12 protein-coding genes are annotated in these 19432 nt (G+C 73.6%); 6 read left to right on the top strand and 6 right to left on the bottom strand.

Annotated features, from left to right (window positions below):
• Positions 1 to 12: 12 nt before the first annotated feature.
• From WMF27_RS21885 to WMF27_RS21870, 4 genes are all read right to left on the bottom strand, one after another.
• Positions 13 to 822, bottom strand: coding sequence for a lysophospholipid acyltransferase family protein (locus tag WMF27_RS21885; RefSeq protein ID WP_437766946.1), 810 nt, complete (start codon positions 820 to 822; stop codon positions 13 to 15).
• Positions 819 to 4649 (bottom strand): serine/threonine-protein kinase, encoded by a 3831-nt coding sequence (locus tag WMF27_RS21880; protein WP_437766947.1) that lies wholly within the window; start codon positions 4647 to 4649, stop codon positions 819 to 821. Before WMF27_RS21880 ends, WMF27_RS21885 begins: the two co-directional genes overlap by 4 nt.
• 335 nt (positions 4650 to 4984) lie before the next feature.
• Entirely contained in the window at positions 4985 to 6253 is a 1269-nt protein-coding gene (locus tag WMF27_RS21875; RefSeq protein ID WP_437766948.1) for a hypothetical protein, read from the bottom strand.
• Positions 6254 to 6641: 388 nt separating this feature from the next.
• On the bottom strand, positions 6642 to 6941 hold the full coding sequence (locus tag WMF27_RS21870) for a DUF433 domain-containing protein (RefSeq protein WP_437766949.1): 300 nt from the start codon (positions 6939 to 6941) through the stop codon (positions 6642 to 6644).
• A gap of 347 nt (positions 6942 to 7288) precedes the next feature.
• Between WMF27_RS21870 and zwf the strand changes: the two genes are divergently transcribed.
• The 3 genes from zwf to pgl are packed head-to-tail and all read left to right on the top strand — an operon-like array spanning position 7289 to position 10691.
• Complete coding sequence (zwf, locus tag WMF27_RS21865) at positions 7289 to 8878, top strand: glucose-6-phosphate dehydrogenase (RefSeq protein ID WP_437766950.1); 1590 nt, start codon at positions 7289 to 7291, stop codon at positions 8876 to 8878.
• Complete coding sequence (locus WMF27_RS21860; RefSeq protein WP_437766951.1) at positions 8875 to 9942, top strand: glucose-6-phosphate dehydrogenase assembly protein OpcA; 1068 nt, start codon at positions 8875 to 8877, stop codon at positions 9940 to 9942. Before zwf ends, WMF27_RS21860 begins: the two co-directional genes overlap by 4 nt.
• A 23-nt stretch (positions 9943 to 9965) precedes the next feature.
• Positions 9966 to 10691 (top strand): 6-phosphogluconolactonase, encoded by a 726-nt coding sequence (gene pgl / locus WMF27_RS21855; protein WP_437766952.1) that lies wholly within the window; start codon positions 9966 to 9968, stop codon positions 10689 to 10691.
• Positions 10692 to 10694: 3 nt separating this feature from the next.
• Here pgl and thrS read toward each other — a convergent pair whose 3' ends face one another.
• Both thrS and WMF27_RS21845 read right to left on the bottom strand, forming a co-directional pair.
• The gene (gene thrS / locus WMF27_RS21850; RefSeq protein WP_437766953.1) at positions 10695 to 12947 is read right to left on the bottom strand and encodes a threonine--tRNA ligase; all 2253 of its coding nucleotides are present in this window, start codon (positions 12945 to 12947) and stop codon (positions 10695 to 10697) included.
• Between the two features lie 339 nt (positions 12948 to 13286).
• Entirely contained in the window at positions 13287 to 14330 is a 1044-nt protein-coding gene (locus WMF27_RS21845) for a glucokinase (protein ID WP_437766954.1), read from the bottom strand.
• Between the two features lie 775 nt (positions 14331 to 15105).
• Here WMF27_RS21845 and WMF27_RS21840 point away from each other — a divergent pair.
• The 3 genes from WMF27_RS21840 to WMF27_RS21830 are packed head-to-tail and all read left to right on the top strand — an operon-like array spanning position 15106 to position 19431.
• Positions 15106 to 16593: a mechanosensitive ion channel domain-containing protein gene (locus WMF27_RS21840; RefSeq protein WP_437766955.1), complete on the top strand. Its 1488-nt coding sequence runs from the start codon at positions 15106 to 15108 to the stop codon at positions 16591 to 16593.
• A complete protein-coding gene (locus WMF27_RS21835; protein WP_437766956.1) occupies positions 16590 to 17903 on the top strand; it encodes a cation:proton antiporter in 1314 nt (437 codons plus the stop codon). Before WMF27_RS21840 ends, WMF27_RS21835 begins: the two co-directional genes overlap by 4 nt.
• A 19-nt stretch (positions 17904 to 17922) precedes the next feature.
• On the top strand, positions 17923 to 19431 hold the full coding sequence (locus WMF27_RS21830) for a cation:proton antiporter domain-containing protein (RefSeq protein ID WP_437766957.1): 1509 nt from the start codon (positions 17923 to 17925) through the stop codon (positions 19429 to 19431).
• Position 19432 lies beyond the last annotated feature (1 nt).

Genomic DNA, 19432 nt, shown 5'->3' with positions numbered 1-19432 from the left:
GTCGTGCCCGCCTCAGCGGCGCGGTTCGGAGCGCTCCGGGCGAGCGGCCGCCTCGCCCCCCTCCCGGAGCGCCTCCGGCAACGCCGACGCCACGGCGGACCTGCACGCCTCCATCGAGGCGTGCAGCGCCTCGAGCGACGTTCCCGGCGGGTCGAGCGGCGGGTGCACCACGACCCGCACGACGCCGGGCGCGGCGGCATAACGTCCCTTCGGCTGGAGCGCGCCCGCGCCGTCGATGGTCACCGGCAGGACGCGCGCGCCCGCGGCCGAGGCGGTCCGGAACGCGCCGAGCCGGAAGGGCAGGAGCCGGCCCGTCGCGCTCCGCGTGCCCTCGGGGAAGAACATCGTCGACCACCGCTGCATCACGTTGCGCTGCGCCTCCCCGAGATCCGCGAGCGCGCCGCGGGCGCGCCGCCGGTCGACAGGCGTGTGGCCGTACAGGCGCATGCCCCAGCCCAGCACCGGCACGCGGAACAGCGCGCGCTTCGCCAGGAAGCGCATCGGCGTGCGCCCCTGCAGCACCACCAGGAGCGCGAGGATGTCGAGCGTGCTCTGGTGGTTCGCCGCGATCACGTACCGCTCGCCCGGCCGCACGTGCTGGACGCCCTCGGCCTCGACCCGCACGCCGACGAGCCAGAGCGCCCCGCGCGCCCAGACGACCGAGAGCCGGTCGTGCATCCGCTGCCGGGGATCGAAGGGAAAACAGAGCAGCCCGATAGGGAGCAGCACGACGAGGAACAGCATCGCCCAGGTGTGGGCGAGCGCCGTGCGCACGACCTCGACAGTGCCGGCCGGCGCCGGCCGCGCAGCCTCCGCCGTCACTTGGCGACCGGCGGGGCCTCCGGCCCGTCGAAGCGGGGGACGAAGCCCTCCACCGAGGCCAGCGTCTCCAGCAGCGTGACGTGGCGGAGGCGCGGGATCGCCACGATCGTCGGCCCGCCGAGCTCCTCCTCCGGGACCGCGATCGTCGCCGCCGCCGCGAGCTCCGCCACCGTCGCGCCCACGACCTGCGTCGTGCCGACGCCGCCCGGGTTCGCCGTCCGGACCTCGCGCGGCAGAGCGGCCCAGTACGCCCGCGGATGGCCCTGGAACGCCGCCTCGGCCGGGACGCGCGGCCAGAACGTCGGATCCGTCAGGCCGAGCTCCTCGACGAGCGCCGCGCGCTCGGCGCGGACGCCGCGCGCAGCCCCCCCGTCGCCCAGCGCGTCGAGCGCCTCGGCGTGACGCTCGAGCGCCGTCACCAGCAGCGTCCGGTTGCCCGACGCGCGGATGAGATCGAGCGTCTCCCGGCCATACGCGGCGAGCTCGCCGGCCTGGCAGGCGTCGCTGGCGTCGCCGGCGAGCAGCGCCCGCGCGTGCATCCGGCCGACCCGGCCGAGGCACACGGCGTACGCGTCGCCCGTCCCCGCCGAGCCGATCTCGATCGCCCGCTCGTAGGCGGCGAGCGCCTCGCGGAGCAGGCCCTGCACGAAGTACACGTCGCCCAGGTACCCCTCCGCCCAGCCGCGCCCCATGCCGATGCCCAGCACGCCGCTCAGGTTGACGGCGTTCGCGAGCAGCACGCGGGCCCGCGTGAGCTGGCCCATGTGGAACTGGTGCCGGCCCGCGTACATCGTCCCCATGTACAGGTAGAGCCCGCTCAGGCCGTGCTCCTCGGCGTACGAGAGCAGCTGCGCTGTCGACCGGACCCCGAGATCCCAGTCGAACCGGCCCTCCGCGAGCACCGCGTGGTAGAACCACGTGCCGAGCAGCCGCACCGGGTCGCGCAGGCGCTCGGCGAGGCGCGCGGCGTCCGCGGCGCTCTGCTCGGCCTCGGCGTAGAAGCCGGACTGGCTCAGCGCGACGCAGAGGATGCCGCGCGAGTGGCAGAGCTCGACGTACTCGCCCGCCGCCTCCGCGAGCTCGCAGCCGCGGCGGAGCGGCTCGGTCGCCGGGCCCACCTTGCCGGCCGCGCACAGCGCGCGCCCGAGGATGTTCGCCGGCAGGCACTGGTACGGGCGCAGCTCCGGGCTCGCGCCGATCGCCTCGAGCGCCTTGCGGCTGTGCGCCACCGCGTCGGCGAACTCGCCCCGCACGTAGTGCACGCGCGACAGCGCGCTGGAGAGGGCCGCCGTGACGAGCGGCGTCTCCGGCAGCGCCCCCTGCGTGCGGCGGAGCAGATCGAGCGGCTCCGCCGTGCTGCCGAGCAGGCACGCGACGCGCGCGAGCTCGTGCGCGCAGCGGGCCCTGAGCTCGATCCGCGCCGGATCGAGCGGCAGCCGCTCGAGCAGCGCGAGCGCCTGCTTCAGCCGGCGGCTGGCGCCGTGCGGATCCTGGAGCCGATCGGCCTCGCCCGCCGCGAGCAGGTACGTCGACGCGGCGCGGTCGAGCTCGCCGGCGCGCTCGACGTGGTGCGCGAGCGTCCCCGGATCGCCGCCGCGCAGCTCGATGCGCCGCGCGATGCGCCCGTGGTAGTCGGAGCGCTCCTTGGGCGGCACGCGGGCGGCGAGCTGCTCGCGCGCCGCGTCGTGCGAGAACGACGCGAGGCCTCCGTCCTCGCCGAGGCAGACGTAGTGCGCCGCGGCGTGGCGCAGGGCGCTGTCGACCTCCGCCGGGTCGAAGAGCCCGAGCTCGACCAGATCGTCGCGCAGGAACTGGCGGCCGATGAGCGCGGCGACGCCGAGGACCTGGACCGTCGTGGGATCGAGCGCGTCGATGCTGCGCGAGAGGACGTCCGAGACCGACGCGGGCGCGAGGTAATGCGCGTCGGCGCGGGAGATCTCGAGCGCGCCGCTCCGGCTGCGCTGCAGGAAGCCCTCGGTCTCCATGTTGCGGACGACCTGGATGTTGAAGAGCGGGTTGCCCGCGGCGAGCAGCGGGACGCGGCGCACGAGCTCCTGGACGAGGTCGTCGCCCGCGCCGCGGCCGAGCGCGGAGAGGAGCGCCCGGTTCGCCTCGGGCCGGAGCGGGCCGAGGTCGATGCGCTCGACGTCCTTCCACGCGAGCCACCCCGCCGCGCGCGGCGTCATCGGCGACGAGCCCGGCGGGCCGCGCAGCGCCGACGAGCCGGGCGAAGGCAGCAACGAGCCGGGCGAAGGCAGCGACGAGCCGGGCGGAGGCATCGACGAGCCGCGAGCGAAGGGCGGCCGCGCCGTGCCGAGCAGCAGCACCGGCATCTCGCCGAGCTGATCCGAGAGGCGCAGCAGCACCTCCTGCGTCGCCTCGTCGGCCCAGTGCACGTCCTCGATCGCGAGGACGACCGGGATCTCCTCGGAGATCGCGCCGAGCAGCCGCAGGATCAGATCGGCGATCCAGCGCGTTCCGCCCGGGCCGATGGCGCCGCCCTCGTCGGCGAGCCCGACCGCGCGCGTCAGCTCCGGCACGAGCCCCCGGAGGAGGGCAGCGTCGTCGGCGATCACGAGGCTCACCAGCCGGCGGATGCGCGCCGCCCGGCTGTCGCCGTGCCGCTCCAGCCAGAGCGCAATCTGCGTCAGCGCCTCGCGGATCGCGGAGTAGGGCACGAGCCCGGAGAGCTCCCTGCACCGGCCGTACGCGACGATCGCCGTGCCCGCCTGCTCGGCGCTCCGGAGCAGCTCGGCGACGAGGCGGCTCTTGCCGACGCCCGTGTCGCCGACCACCACGGCCGGCCGCGGCTCGCCGCGCACCGCGCCCTGGACGAGCTCGATGAGCCGCCCGAGCTCCTGCTCGCGGCCGACGAAGGGCGCGTCGTGCGCGTCGTCGAAGGTCTCCGGCGCGGCGGCGTCGCGCTCGTGCGCGTCGTCCTCGGCCCCGGCCGGGGGCTGCGAGGTGCCGTGGAGCGTGACGTAGTAGAGCTCCTTGAGCCGAGCGCAGAGCCGGGCCGCGCTGGAGAAGCGCCGCGCCGGGTCGCGCTCCAGGAGCTCCTCGACGAGCGCGACGACGGGCGCCGGCGTCTCGGGCGCCGCGTGGGCGAGCGGCACGAGCGTGCCGTAGACCTTCTGGTTGATGACGCTGTTGACGGTGCCGTCCGAGAACGGGAGCCGGCCGGCGAGCAGCTCGTAGAGCATGACGCCGACCGCGTAGAGGTCCATCCGGGGGCTCGGGCGCCCGAGCGCGCCCCGCTTCAGGCACTCGGGCGCCAGGTACGCGATGGTGCCCGCGCTGACGCGGGCGTGCTCGGGCTGGAAGCTCACGGTGAGCGTCGCCAGGCCGAAATCGAGGATCTTGAGCCGGGGCTCGTACGGATCGGTGAGGACGATGTTGCTCGGCTTGAGGTCGAGGTGGAGGACGTTGAGCGCGTGGCAGTGCGCGAGCGCCTCGGCCACGCGGCGCGCGATGCGCAGGGCCTCGATCGTGTCGAGCGAGCCCATCCGTGCGAGGTACCGGTCGAGCGTCTCGCCCTGCACGAGCTCCATCGCGAGGTAGAGGCCCACGCCGTCGAGGACGCCGTACGAGGAGAGCTTGACCAGCGAGGGGTGGCGCAGGCGGAGCAGCGCCTCGATCTCGTTCTGCTGGGCGAAGAGCTGCCCGGCGTTCTGGGCGCTCACGTCCTTGAAGATCTTGATGGCGGCGTCGTTGCCGGCGCCGTCACGGCCGCGGAACACGGCGCCGAAGCCGCCCTCGCCGAGGCGATCGTCGATCGTGTACTCGCCGATCCTGGCGCCGCGCTCGATCAAGGGATCGCCGACCATCGCTCCTGCCCTTCCGAGTGCCCCGTCATCGTTCGCCGACGCACCATGATACTCCGGACGAGCGCCGCGACAGCGCGCAATGGCCCGGCAGCCTCCCGGAAGCACGCCGCTTTGACGGCTTGCCGCATCGCGGCTGTCTGGCCAAGAAACCTGCCCGCAACGTCGGGCGGCGCATCCGGCGCCGATCTCGACCCTCGCGCCCGCGCGCCGCGACAGGAAAGGTGAGCTCGCATCCAATATGCGCCGCGAGCCTGGATTCGGCGCCTGAAATGACGACGGCGGCAGCCCCCAGGAGGGGACCGCCGCCGCGTCCGCGCTCAGGCCGCGCCGGGGGATCAGGTCCCGCCGCTGGCCGAACCGCTCGCCGAGCCGCTGACGCTCGCGCTCGCCTTGATGTTGACGTCGATCGACGCCGACGCGCTGGCCGACGCGTCGACCGCGGCCGCGACGCAGGCGACCGCCTTGCCGCCGGCCTTGAGCGCCACGTCCTTCACCTCGACGCCCGCCTTGCCGACGCCGGACACCGCCGCCGCCAGCTTCTTGCCGGAGCCGAGCTGCACCTTCGCGATCGCCGGGAGCGACGTCCGGAGCGCGGCGACGAGCTTCTGCGCGTCCGCGTTCACCTTGCCGTTCGCCACGATGCGGACGTTCGGCGGATCGCACTTCGCCTCGCCGGCGGTCTTCGCCGTGCACTGCATCTGGCAGCTCGGGTCGACGCTCGGGGGCTTGAACTCGCCCGAGCACTTCGGCTCCTTGATCTCGGCGCTGCAGCCGCCGGAGCAGGACCCGGAGCACTTCGCCGCGGCCTTGACCTCGCAGGAGCCGGAGCAGCTGCCCTCGCAGGTGCCCGAGCAGGACCCCTCGGCCTTGGCGTCGCACTTGCCCTCGCAGGAGCCGGCGCACGCCGCGCCCTTCGACTCCTTGCCGTCGCACTTGCCGTCGCACTTGCCGCCGCAGGTGCCCTTGAAGCCGACGTCGCACTTGCCCGAGCAGCTCGCGTTGCAGGTGCCGGTGCACGCCGCGCCGGCCTCGACGCTGCACTTGCCCTTGCACTCGGCGTCGCACTTGCCGCTGATCTCGCCGCCCTCACAGCTCGCCTCGAGCTTGCCCGGCTGCACCGGCGACCCGCACTCGCCGAGGCACGTCTGCATGGCCGTGATGTCGGCGTAGCACTTCGGGGGATCGATCTGGACGGTGATCTTCGCCTCGGCGTTCGCCTTCACGGCGGCGTTCACCTTGGCCGAGACCGCGCCGCAGACCTTCTCGGCGCCCTTGCCGCCGCCTGCGTCGGCCTTGAGCTCCGCGTCGCTCATGCCGAGGTCCTTGCCGAGCTTGCCGCACGAGGCGATGAGGTCCGCCTCCATGGAGGCGGTGAGCTTGTCGAGCGACGCAGCCGCGTCGAGGAAGCCCTTGATCTTGCCCTCGACCTCGGCGCCGCCGTCGAACTTGAGGTTCGCGATGCCGCCGTTCTTGAGCTCGTCGCAGCCGCTCGCGGCCGACGCCAGGTCACCGGCGGGGCCAGGAAGGCTGTCCGCACCGGGGAACCCCTTACCGCCGCAGTTCACGAGGAGAGGCGAGGCCAGGCCCAGAAGGGCCACGGGCATCGCAAACAACTTCCATCGATTGACGCTCATCTCAGAAACCCTCCGGCACCTCGATCGGTACCCCATGGAGCGCGGACCCTACACCAGCAGCCGCGACCTTGAAAGCTGGGACAGCCGCGATCCTGCGCGACGGTCCCTCGCAACGCTGAGCAGCCCCCGCACTGCGGGCTCCAGCGACGGACGGCCCTCATTGCCCCAAGTCAGGGTGGCTGTAAAGAATCAAGCTGAGCTCATCGCGCGGGGACGGCGGTTTGCATCGCAGGTGAGGCGAGGCGTTTCACCTGGTTATCGCCCGAGGGGCTTCGCATGGCGCGCGCGGCACGTCGCCCGCGGCGCGCCGCGCTTCGCGCGCCCCGTCCCTCGCCCGCCGCGCCCTCGCGGGCGCCGCTCACTCGTCGTCCTCGTCGAAGGGGAGGTTCAGCTGAGCGAGCGGGCGCGCGCCGACCGTGGGCCCGCCCTGCTTCTTGAAGAGCAGCTGCTCGCGCGCGATGTCGGCCTCGATGAGGTCCTGGTTGTCGTAGGCGAACGCGAGCGCGTCGAGCACGCGCGCGGGCCCGAGGTTCGGGTACCGCTTGAGCAGCGTCTCCACCGACGCGCCGCCGCGGTGCCACGCCCAGAGCCGCCGGACCGGGACGCGCGACCCGAGGACGTGGGGGCTCCCGGCGAGCACCTGGCTATCGCATCGCACGTGGGGGTGGGGGACGCGGATTCGCGGGAGCACCGGCGCGGCCATCGCGCGGATGAGCCTAGTACCGGTCGCGATCGGATGGAAGGGCGCCGCGAGCCGGCGGGCACGCTCGGCGCGGGCGCCGGGCTGCGCGGGCGCTGAGCTGCGTGGGCGCGCGGGCGACCGCGCGGGCGTGCGGGCGGTGCGCGCCCGCGCGCTCGTCCCCGCGTGGCGCCCGCGTCGCGGGATCTCCGGCATCGTTCTCGCATCGTTCCGCCCGCGCCCACGCGTGCGATCCGGACTACCCTACGCCGCGGAGGCGCGCGAGCATCGTGCCCGTCGTCGTCACCGACCGGAGCTCACCCACCATGACCCAAGCCGAGAAGAACCCGCTTCGCGAAGGGATGCCAGAGGAGCGCACCGCCTCGCCGGCCGCGCTCGTCATCTTTGGCGCCTCGGGCGACCTGACGCGGCGCAAGCTGCTGCCCGCGGTCTACAACCTGACGCTCAGCCGGCTCCTCACCGGGGGCTTCGCCGTCGTCGGCGTGGCGCGGCGCCCGAAGCCGGACTTCGCGAAGGAGATGCGCGAGGCCGTCGGGAAGCACTCGCGGCGCCCGCTCGAGGAGGCCACCTGGAGCGAGCTCGAGAAGGGCATCAGCTACGTCCAGGGGTCGTTCGACGAGGAGGAGACGTACACCCGGCTCGCCGCGGAGCTCGAGCGCCTCGACGCCGAGCGCGGCACCCGCAAGAACCGGGTCTTCTACCTGGCCGTCGCCCCCGACCAGTTCGCGCCCATCGTGCGCGGCCTGCGCGCGGCGAACCTCGTCGCGCCGCCGTCGCACGAGAAGGACGCGCCGTTCCAGCACGTCGTCGTCGAGAAGCCGTTCGGCGAGGATCTGGAGAGCGCCCGCGCCCTCAACCGCGACCTGCTCGCCCACCTCGCGGAGTCGCAGATCTACCGGATCGACCACTACCTCGGGAAGGAGACCGTCCAGAACCTCCTCGTCCTGCGGTTCGGCAACACGATCTTCGAGCCGCTCTGGTCGCGCCAGCACGTCGATCACGTGCAGATCACCGTGGCCGAGGACATCGGCGTCGAGGGCCGCGGCAAGTTCTACGAGAAGGTCGGCATCACGCGGGACATCGTGCAGAACCACGCGCTCCAGCTGCTCACGCTGGTCGCGATGGAGCCGCCGTCGTCGTGGGACGCGGACGCGGTGCGCGACGAGAAGGTGAAGGTGCTCCGCTCGCTCCGGCCGATCGCGGGCCCGGAAGCGCTGTCGTCGACGGTGCGCGGGCAGTATGCGCCCGGCATGGTGCGCGGCGAGAAGGTGCCCGGCTACACGGAGGAGCCGGACGTCGCGAAGGACTCGACGACGGAGACCTACGTCGCGATGAAGCTCCACCTGGACAGCTGGCGCTGGGGCGGGGTGCCGTTCTACCTGCGCGCCGGCAAGCGGCTGGCGAAGCGGGTGGCCGAGGTGGTGCTGCACTTCAAGCCGCTCCCGCACGGCCTGTTCAAGGGCGCCCCCGGCGCCACCGAGGAGCCGAACGCGCTCGTGATGCGCCTCCAGCCCGACGAGGGCATCTCGCTCCGCTTCGCGGCGAAGATCCCGGGCGGCGGCATCGCGATCCGCGGCGTCACGATGGATTTCCGGTACGGCGCCGCGTTCGGCTCCAGCACGCCCGAGGCGTACGAGCGGCTCCTGCTCGACGCGTTGCGCGGCGACGCCACGCTGTTCACGCGCGCCGACGAGGTCGAGGCGCAGTGGGGCTTCGTCGATCCGATCTTCGAGGGGTGGCGGACGCAGAGCGCGCCGATCGCGCGCTACGCCGCGGGCAGCTGGGGCCCGCCGGAGGCCGACGCCCTCGTGGAGCCGTCGTCGGAGGACGTACGCGCGGTGTGCGGTGCGGGCGACGGGGGGAAGGCCCCGGAGCGGGCGTGGAGGCGGCCGTGAGCCGCGTCGCCGACGTCATCAAGCGGGTCGAGTCGGAGCTCGCCGAGTTCTGGTCGGCGCCCGACGAGTCGCGGGCGGAGCCGGCCCCGAAGACGCGCGCGTCGACCCTCAATTTCGTGGCGCTGGGGAGCCGCGCCGAGGTCGAGCGCCTGAAGGAGCAGGCCGAGGACCTCGCCGAGACGCACGCGGGCCGCACCCTGCTCATCACGCTCGACGACCGGCTCGACCCGCTGAGCGTCCAGGCCGACTGGTCGGCCACGTGCCGCCGCGCGGGCGAGGTGCCGATCTGCTACGACCGGGTGGAGATCACGTTCGGGGTGGCCGCGGCCGAGCGCGTCGCCTCGGTCGTGAGCGCGCTCACGATCTCGGACGTGGCCGTGATCGTCGAGCTCGCGCCTGGCGCGCCGAACGTGCTCGGCGACGCGCTCGCGCCGATCTGCGATCGGCTGGTGTTCGACTCGGCCGAGACGTGCATCGAGCGCATCGCGGAGGTCGCGCGCGAGACGAGGGCGCCGCTCGCGGACCGGGCGTTCGTGCGGACGTTCTCGTTCCGCGAGCTCGTGGCCCGGTTCTTCGACGACATGCCGGAGGCGTGCCGGGCGATCCGGCGGGTGGAGATCGCGCGCAGCGCGGGGGCGAAGCCGGATCCGGCGGCGCTGTTCCTCGGCTGGATGGGCTCGCGGCTCGGCTGGACGTTCGAGTCGCGGGGGCCCGCGCCGTCCAGCGGCGGCGTGGTCGGCCGCGCCCGCGGCGCGGACGGCGCGCCGATCGAGATCGCGCTGGTCGACGGGCCGCCGGCGGACGCGCAGGCGTGGCGGCGGCTCGACGGCGTGCGCCTGTGGACGTCGCTGCGCGGCGAGCCGCTGACGCTCGGCTGCGTGCGGCTCGACAAGGCGCCCGGCACGGTGCGGTGGACCATGGAGGGGGCGCGGTCGGCAGAGCACCTGCACCCGCTCGGCTACCGGGACGAGACGTGGGTGCTGGCGAAGACGATCGACTCGCTGGAGGGCGATCGGCTGCTGCGCGAGGCGGTGCTCGCCGCGGCGAAGTGGAGCGCCCTTTGACGAGGGCCGAGAGGAGGACCGAGATGAACGGTGGTGAGGAGACCCTCGTCGCGGCGGACGCGGCGGAGCTGTCGCGGCTCGGGGCGGAGCTCATCGCGCGCGCCATCGCGGCGGCGGTCGACGCGCGCGGCGTCGCGCGCATCGCGCTGTCGGGCGGGAGCACGCCGTCGGAGGCGTACCAGCGGCTCGCGGCGCTGTCGCTCCCGTGGGCGCAGACCGAGTGGTTCTGGGTGGACGAGCGCGCGGTCGCGCCCGATCACCCCCGCTCGAACTACGGCGCCGCGCGCCGGGATCTGGCGGCGGCCCCCATCCCGGAGGAGCGCTTCTTCCGCATGGAGGGCGAGTCGCCGGACCTCGCCGGGGCGGCAGCGGGGTACGAGCGGCTCCTGCGGGCGCGGTTCGGGGTCGCGTCGGCCGTCTCCTTCGACGTGATGACGCTCGGGATCGGCGACGACGCGCACACGGCCTCGCTGTTCCCCGGGACGGGGGCGGCGGGCATCGAGGACCGCCTGGTCGCCGCGATCCCGGCGCAGCCGGACAAGGGGCTGGAGCCGCGGCTCACGCTGACGGCGCCGGTGATCCAGGAGGCGCGGCTGAAGCTGCTCCTGGCCCGCGGGGCGGGAAAGCGCGGGGTCGTGGCGCAGGCGAAGCGGCCCGGCCCGGCCGACGAGGTGCCGGCGCGGGTCGTGCGCGGCGGGCCCGGGCGGCTCGTCTGGCTGCTCGACGCCGCCGCGGCGCAGGCCGGGTGAACGTCACGTCACGACGGGGATCGCGCACTGCGCGCGCAGGAACTCGGCGAGCGCCTCGGTCTTCATGAAGCCGCGGTCGCTCCCGTCACGCAGCCGGACGGTGGCGCCCTTCGCCTCCACCTCCTTGTCCCCGATGACCAGCATATGGGGGATCTTCTCGACCTGCGCTTCGCGGATCTTCGCGCCGAGCTTCTCCGAGCTCCGGACGAAGCTCGCCCGGATGCCGTGGGCGCGCAGCGCCTGGGTGACCTGCTCGGCGTGATCGTTGTGCTTGTCCGACACCGTGACGACGCGCGCCTGCTCCGGTGAGAGCCACGCCGGCAGGGCGCCCGCGTGGTGCTCCAGGAGCACGCCGATGAACCGCTCGATCGAGCCGAGGAGCGCCCGGTGGAGCATGATCGGCTGCTCGAGCTCTCCCTTGGCGTTCACGAAGCCGAGCGTGAAGCGCTCGGGGTTGTTGAAGTCGTACTGGAGCGTCGAGCACTGCCACCTGCGGTCGAGCGCATCGACCAGCTTGATGTCGATCTTCGGCCCGTAGAACGCGCCGCCGCCGGGGTCCACCTGGTACTCGAGGCCGAGGGCCTTTAGGGCCCCCGCGAGGGTGCTTTCGGCCTTGGCCCAGTCCTCCAGGCCGCCGACGTACTTCTCCGGCCGCGTCGAGAGGTTGATGTCGAACTGCTCGAACCCGAACGTGCGGAGCATCTTCAGGATGAAGCGAAGCACGCGGTGGATCTCCTGCTCGACCTGGTCCGCGCGGCAGAACAGGTGCGCGTCGTCCTGGGTGAACCCTCGCACGCGCATCAGGCCGTGCATGACGCCCGCGGCCTCGTACCGGTACACGGTCCCGAGCTCCGCGAGGCGCATCGGGAACTCGCGGTAGCTCCGCGTCCGGCTCTTGACCATGAGGATGTGAAACGGGCAATTCATCGGCTTGCAGCAGTAGTCTTGGCCGTCGACCGACATGGGGGAGAACATCCCCTCCCGGTAGAAGTCCCAGTGGCCCGAGGTCTTCCACAGGTCCGCCTTGGCGATGTGCGGCGAGTAGACGATGTCGTAGCCCTCCTCGAGGTGCATCTTGCGCCACTGGTCCTCGATGATGGTGCGCAGGAGCCCGCCCTTCGGGAGCCACATGACGAGGCCGGCCCCGATCTCCTCGACGTAGTGCGGCTCGAAGTGCACCTCGACGTCGGCGTCCTTCCGGGCGCTCACGGCGGCCCTGAAGGCGCTCTTCGACTCCTGCGCCGCCGCGCCGCGGAGCCGGACGTGCAGGCGCGGGCGCGCCTCGTCGTCACCCGCGGACGCCTTCGGCGCCTCGCCGAACTTCACCGTTCGCCGGAGGGTCCGCCCGGGGAACGCCGAGGCCGCGGCGCCGAGGGTGTGCTCCACGAGCGCGCGGTCGAGGGGCGCCTCCGCGTCCACGCCGACGTAGAGGTCGATCTCGTCCTTCTCGGAGTACGCGTGGGTGTCGTAGCGCTCGGAGACGAGGTAGAGCTCGAGATCCCGCCCGAGCGTCCTGTGGTCGCGCTTCTTCGCCTCCTCCAGGCGGCGCACGTACTTGTCGAGGTCGTCCTTGTTGGGGAAGGCCACGCCGCGCACGCGCTGGAGCGACTGCTTCGTGGCGTCGGCGCGCCAGTAGGCCGCCGAGGACGACGTGATCTTGAGCCCCTTGATGAACCCCGCGTGGGGCAGGTGCGGGCCGCGGCAGAAATCCACGAACTCGCCGCAGCGGTAGATCGACACGCTGTCCTCGGGGATCCAGGAGAGGATCTCCGTCTTGTATTCGTTCTTCTGCCCGAGCCCCTCGAAGACGCCCAGTGCGTCCTTCTTGGGGACGAGCTGCCACTCGAACTTGATCTTCTGCTCGATGAGCTTCTTCACCTCGGCCTCGATCATCTCGAGGTCGGAAGGGGTGAAGGTCCGGCCGGCAACGTCGAAGTCGTAATAGAACTCGTCACCATGGTTCTTCGGGCCCATCGTGACCTTGGCGCCCGGGAACAGCCGCAGCACGGCTGTCGCCAGGAGGTGCTCGGCCGAGTGGTTGATCGTGTCCCTGCCCTCGGGCGTATCGACCTTCAGCAACTCCAGCTTCGCGCCGTCCCGGAGGGGCACGCGGAGGTCCTGGATCTCCCCGTCGACGCGCGCGACGACGACGGCCTCGGCGAGCCTCGGCGAGATGGCCCGGGCGGCGTCGAACGCCGTGTTGCCATCCTCGAGCGCGAGGACCTTCCCATCAGGTAGAACGACCGAAGTTGCCATGACGTGACCTTCTTTTCTCTTTCCCCCGACTGTACGAGCGTCAGGTGTGTCGGTCTTAAAGCACCATGGCACCAACGTGTCAACGCCGCGAGGCCGCGCGCGGCCGCTCGATTCAAGCCTGAGGCCAAGCCAGAGGCCGAGCGTGAGGAGCTCGTCCGCTCCTGCTCGGAGCCTGCCTGCCACGACACGGGGCCGCGCGATACGGCCGCTTGTCACCTCTCGCCACCTCGGGGCGAACTGGCGCTCATCCGCCATGGACCGCCGGCGCCGACTCGATAGGAGGCATCGCGTCGCGCGCGCGACTCCAGCCCTCCGTCGTGGGCACGAGGACGCGGGGCGTCAGGACCTCCGGGCCGCCGCGCGGGCCCGGGGCTGCTCCGCGGCGGCGAGCTCTCTGGCGACGGCGAGCGCGCCCCGCACGCCGACCAGGGGATCGGTGATCACGGCGACGGGCACCCCCTCGAGGAGCGGCGTGAGGCGCCCCTTCTTCACGAAGGACTTCATGAACAGCTCGCGCCGCTGGGGGACGAGGTTCCTCGCGATGTTCCCGAGGACGTAGACCCCGCCGAGCGCGAGCTCGCGCAGGGCGAGGTTGCCGGCCTCGGCGCCGTAGATCTCGACGAACAGGTCGACCGCGCGCGCGGCGGGCCGGAACGCGCGGGCGAGCCCGAGCTCGGCGATCGCCGCGTTGCGGTCGCCCTCGGCGAGGCGGCGCTCGATCGCGCGCGGCACGCGGGCGGCGCGGGCGAAGAAGTCGAAGACGGCGCCGAGCCCGTCGCCCGAGAGGACCCGCTCGTAGCTCACGTGGTCCGGGTGGCGCTCGGCGAGGAACTGCCACAGCTCGGCCTCGACCGCGGAGCGCGCGGCAAAGTCGGCGTGACCTCCCTCGGTCGGGAGCGTGACGTGGCGGGCGCCGTTCCAGAGGAGCCGGGCCTCGCCGAGCCCCGTGCCGGCGGCGATGACGGCCACGTGGTTCCCCTTCGGCCGCGGCCTGAGCTCCGTGAGCGGCTCGATGGACGCGCGGGCGACGTGCAGGCAGCCCGTGGCGCCGACGGCGAGGTCGTTCACCAGGAGCACGCGGGCGATCTTGAGCCGGCGCGACAGCTCGCGCTCCGCGAGGCGCCAGGGCAGGTTCGTGACCGTGGCGACCTGGTCCTTGATGGGGCCCGCGACGCCGAGCACGGCGACGGCGGGGTGGGGGGCGTCGCTGCGCACGAGGAACGGGAGGGCGATCTCCTCGAAGCTCGCGTGCTCGCGGCTGCGGAAGACGGCCTCGGAGAGGGGCCGGCCGCCGGAGGCGCCGTAGAGCGCGAGCCGGGTGTTGGTACCTCCGATGTCGCCGACGAGCAGCGACAGGGCCACCGATCTGTTGGTCCTTGCCACGCGGGCGCCCTGCCAGCGCCGTGCCTCGGCGGCAAGGCGATCCATCATCGAGCGAGCGCGGGGATCGAGGATTCCGGGCGGACTCGAGCGGGCGTGATCGCCTGGAGGCGACGACGCGCGGCTCGCCGGCTGCCTGCCGAGGCCGTTTCACGTCCTGCGCCGCTTGACCGGCGGCCTGCCTCCGGCCGAGAGTGCCTGCGTGCAGCGGCAGTTCTCCGCGCTCCTGGTCGCGCTTGCCGGCCTCCTCGCTCCCGCTGGCGCTGTTTTCGCCGGGCCGGCGCCGGCCGCGCCATCGCAGGCCGCGTTCGCGCCCTTGCAGGCGGCGTCCGCGCCCTTGCACGCGGCGTCCGCGCCCTTGCACGCGGCGTCCGCGCCATCGCCGGCCGCGTCTGCGCCGTCGCCGGCCGCGTCCGTGCCATCGCCGGCCGCGTCCGTGCCATCGCCGGCCGCGTCCGTGCCCTCGCCGGCCGCGTCTGCGCCGTCGCCGGCCGCGTCTGCGCCGTCGCCGGCCGCGTCTGTGCCGTCGCCGTCGCCGGCCGCGTCTGTGCCGTCGTCGGCCGCGTCCGCGCCCCCGCTGGCCGCGTCCGCGCCGGATTCGGTCCAGCCGCCGCTCGTACAGGTCTTGCCATCGCCCGCGGAGGCTCCTCCGGCGTCTGCGCAGGTCGTGCTGGCGCCCGCTCCGGTCCCGCGGCCTCCCGCGCCGCGGCCTGCGCCGGTCGCGCCGGCATCCGCGTTGGTCGGGCCGCCGGCCCCCGCCCCGGACCAGGGCGAGCCTGTGGCTCCCGACCCTCCGCCGCCCCCCGTGGTCGAGCAGCCCGAGGCGCGCGTCGAGCTGCTCGGCAGGACGGTCTTCGCCGTCCGCGTGCACCGGGGCAGCCTCTCTCCTCCGGAGCGCGCCCGTGAGGCGGCGCGCGTGCTGGAGCGCGCCGCCCAGGAGAAGGCGGTCCCCGAGGTCCGCGTCGACGAGCACGACGGCGTGGCGGTCGTCTACGTCGGCGACCGCCCGCTCGTCTACCTCGGCTCCGAGGACGCGGCGGCGGCGGGCCACACCACGGTCGCGGCCCACGCCGCCGCGGTCGCCGGCACGGTGCGCGACGTCCTCGCCAAGGAGCACAGCCGGAGCCGCCTCGCGACGAGCGTCTTCTCGTTCTCGCTGCTCGTCTTCTCGGGCCTGATCGCGCTGCTCCTGCTCCGCAAGGTCGGCGAGCTCGTCGAGCGAGGGCGCGCCTGGGTCGCCGAGCACCCGGAGAGGCTCCCGGCGCTGCGCGTCCGCGGCATCGAGATGCTCCGGCCCGCCGCGTCGCAGGGAGCGCTCTCGGTCGCGCTCGGCGCCGCCGGCGTCCTCGTCCGGCTGGGCATCGCCTACATCTGGATCCTCTTCGCGCTCTCCCTGTTCGCCTCCACGCGCGGCACCAGCGAGAAGCTCACCGGCTTCGTGCTCGCGCCCATGTCGGATCTCATGGGGCGCATCGCGCGGAGCGTCCCGGTGCTCGTGCTCGCGATCCTCGCGACGCTCGCGGTCATCGTCGTCATCCGCTTCGTGGGGCTGTTCTTCGGGAGCGTGGGCCGGGGTGAGACATCGCTCGGGTGGCTCCCGTCCGATCTCGCGGTCGCAACGGGCGTCCTTGTCCGCTTCGGCATCCTCGTGGCCGCGCTGCTCCTCGCGGCCCCGCTCATCACCGGCACCGACGAGGGGGCGCTCACGCGGATCGGCTTCGTCGTGCTCGCAACGGCCGGGCTCGCCAGCACGCCGCTCATCGCGTCGGCGGCCGTCGGCCTCTCGGTCATCTACGGCCGGCGCCTGCGCGTCGGCGACATCGCCGAGGTCGGCGGCCGCGCCGGGCGGGTCCGCGAGCTGACGCTGTTCGAGGCGCGCCTCGAGGACGAGGACGGCTGCGTCGTGCGCGTGCCGCACCTGCTCAGCCTGTTCCACCCGACGCGCATCCGCGGCCGCCCTCCGGTCGTGGCCGTCGAGATCAGCGTCGACCCCGCCGCCGATCTCGATCGGGTGCGCGAGCTGCTCCTGAAGACGGGCTCGGGCCTCGGCAGCCGCGCCCGCGCCGCGCTCGTCGCGATCGACGAGGGGGGCGCCCATTTCCGGGCCACGATGGCCTGCGACGGCGACGACGTGCGCAGCCGATGGCTCACCGCGGTCGCGCAGGCCCTCGTCGCCGCGGACATCCAGCTCGGGCGCGCGCCGGCGTCCTCCGGCGGCGCGCGGCGCGCCGCGCCCGCGCCGGTCGATCGGAGCACCGCTTCGTGAACGCCGTCTGGCTCCTGATGGGGCTCCTCGTGCTGTCGTACCTCGGCAGCTCGCTCGTCAGCGGCCGCGTGCTCCGGGGAATCGGCCTCCCTTCCGGCGCCGAGTACGTCGTGCTCGGCTTCGTGCTCGGGCCCTCGGCGCTCGGGCTGCTCGAGCCCTCGTCGCTCGCCGCGTTCGAGCCCGTGGCGGGCGTCGCGCTCGGCTGGCTCGCGGTGGTCGTCGGCCTCGACTTCGGCTTCGTCGGCAGCCGCCGCGTGCGGCCGTCCCGGATGGCGCTCTGCGTGCTCATGAGCCTCCTGACCGGCGGCGCGGTGGCCGCCGCCGTCTGGTTCGCGGCGGCCCACGGCGCTCCCTCGCTCGATCGCGGCGACCGCGTGCTGCTCGCGGCGGGCGTGGGCGCCGTCTCCGCCGAGACGACGCGGCACGCGGTGCTGTGGGTCACGCAGCGCTACAGCGCGAGCGGCAAGCTCTCGGACCTCATCGCCGACATCGCCGACTGCGACGATCTCGGCCCGCTGCTCATGATGGGCGGCGCGTTCGCGCTCGTCCCGCAGGCGACGGTCCAGTGGCCGATCCCGTTCTGGGGGTGGACGGTCGTGACGGCGCTCATCGGCGTGGTGCTCGGGCTCATCGCGGTCGTGCTCCTCGGGAGCGATTTCCGCCTGATCCAGAGCTGGGGCGTGCTGCTCGGGGCCTCGCTGCTGACGATGGGCACGAGCGCCCGGGTCGGCCTGTCGCCGCTGTTCGCGGCGTTCGCGATGGGCGTGACGATCGCCGCCTTGTCGCGGCACCGCGACGAGATCGTCGCCATGGTCGCGCCGACCGAGCGGCCGGTCATCCTGCCGGCGCTCCTGCTCGCGGGCGCGCACGTGAACCCGAAGGCGGCGCCGTTCCTGCCCTGGATCGTGGCGATCGCGCTCGGGGCGAGGCTCGCGGGCAAGCTCGCGACCGGGCTCGTCTTCCGCGTCGTGTCGCCCGAGGCGCGCGAGACGTCGCCGTGGCTCGGCCTCGGGCTGCTCTCGTCCGGCGCGGTGGCGATGAGCGTCGGTCTCGCCTTCGCGCTGCGCTTTCCGGGCCCCGTCGGGCACACCGTCCTCTTCGCCGCGGCGGCCGCGGCCGTGTTCGGCGAGCTCGTCGGGCCGCAGTCGCTGCGCGCCACGCTTCGCAAGGCCGGCGAGCTCGCCACGCCGGATCGGGCGTCGCTCTACTTCGGCCGCAGCCCGGCTCGCGCCGGGGGCGACGCGGCGCCGGGCGAGGGAGGAGACAGGGGCGGCCCGCCGTCGCCCGCGGCGAATCGGGGCGACGGATGAGGAAAGGCGAGGGGTCACCGTGAGCGCCGCAGCACTCCCTGACGTTGGGCCTGCCGGTCCGGTCGCGCCGGTCGAGCCGGCCACGCCGGTCGAGTCGGCCACGCCGGTCGAGCCGGTCACGCCGGTCGAGCCGGTCACGCCCGCCGGGCAGCACGGCGCGTCCTCCGCGCGCCACCACGGGTCGGCTCCCAAGGGGCCGCTGAACCACCTCACGCACGCGGTCGCGCTCGTGATCCTGTTCGGGGTGCTCTACGCCACGACGCGCGCGGTCCCTCACGCGCACGGGCCCGCGGCGACGATCGCCTCGATCGGCTTCCTCCTGCTCGCGGGCACGCTCGCGAGCGAGCTCGTCGAGCCGCTCCGCCTGCCGCACCTGTCGGGCTACATCCTCGCGGGCATCGTCGCCGGCCCGCACGTCCTCAAGCTCGTCGACCACCACGCCGTGGAGGAGATCTCGCGGGTCAACACGCTTGCGCTGGCGCTCATCGCGCTCGCGGGCGGCGCCGAGCTGCGGATCGAGATCGTCAAGAAGAGCCTGAAGAGCCTCCTGCTGCACAACCTCGTCCAGACGGCGCTCGTCTTCGTGGTGATGACGGGCGTCTTCTACGCGGCGCGCTCGCTGGTGCCGTTCGCGGCCGAGCTCTCGACCACGGCGGCGTTCGGCGTGGCCATCCTGTGGGGCGTCATCGCGGTCACCCGCAGCCCCTCGGCCGTGCTCGGGATCCTCTCCCAGACGCGCGCGACCGGCCCCGTCGCGATGCACACGCTCGCGTTCGTGATGACGTCGGACATCATCGTCATCGTCGTGACGGCGGTCGCGCTCTCCACGGTGCGGCCGCTCATCGAGCCGGGCGCGACGATGTCGATGCACGAGATGGAGGTGCTCGGCCGCGAGATCCTGGGGAGCATCTCGATCGGCACGACGCTCGGCCTCGCGCTCGCGGCCTACATGCGGCTGATCGGCCGCCAGCTCATCCTGGTGTTCGTGGCGCTCGGCTTCGGCGCGACGGAGGTGCTGCGGTACCTCCGCTTCGACGCGCTGCTCGTGTTCGTGGTGGCCGGCTTCGTCGTCGCGAACCTGTCGAAGCAGGGCGAGAAGCTGGTGCACGCGGTCGAGGACGCCGCGAGCGTGGTGTTCGTGCTGTTCTTCGCGACGGCCGGCGCGCACCTCGACCTGCCCCTCTTGCGGCAGATGTGGCCTGTCGCGCTGCTCTTCGGCGCGTCGCGCGCCCTGGCGACGTGGGTCGCGAACCGCATCGGCAACCGGCTGGCGGACGATCCGCCGCTCCTGCGGCGGTGGTCGTGGTGCGGGCTGGTCTCGCAGGCCGGGCTGACGCTGGGGATCAGCGTGGCCATCGAGCGCGCGTTCCCGTCGATCGGCGCCGGTTTCGGCGCGCTCGTCATCGGTTGCGTCGCGCTGAACGAGGTGTTCGGCCCGATCCTCTTCAAGTACGCGCTCGACCGCGCCGGCGAGACGGCGGTCGAGGCCTCGCGCGGGTCGCTGCCGAACCTCGAGCGCCACGGGTGAG

It is taken from the genome of Sorangium sp. So ce281, from assembly GCF_051527395.1.
Taxonomy (GTDB): Bacteria; Myxococcota_A; Polyangia; order Polyangiales; family Polyangiaceae; genus Sorangium; species Sorangium cellulosum_B.
Note: the sequence above shows the minus strand (reverse complement) of the source record. Positions and strands in the feature narration are given on the sequence as shown.

Excerpts from the sequence above, each read along its gene's own strand:
- zwf (WP_437766950.1), top strand. The coding sequence starts at position 7,289 with ATGACCCAAGCCGAGAAGAACCCGCTTCGCGAAGGGATGCCAGAGGAG.
- WMF27_RS21875 (WP_437766948.1), bottom strand. The coding sequence starts at position 6,253 with ATGCCCGTGGCCCTTCTGGGCCTGGCCTCGCCTCTCCTCGTGAACTGC.
- WMF27_RS21880 (WP_437766947.1), bottom strand. The coding sequence starts at position 4,649 with ATGGTCGGCGATCCCTTGATCGAGCGCGGCGCCAGGATCGGCGAGTAC.
- pgl (WP_437766952.1), top strand. The coding sequence starts at position 9,966 with ATGAACGGTGGTGAGGAGACCCTCGTCGCGGCGGACGCGGCGGAGCTG.
- thrS (WP_437766953.1), bottom strand. The coding sequence starts at position 12,947 with ATGGCAACTTCGGTCGTTCTACCTGATGGGAAGGTCCTCGCGCTCGAG.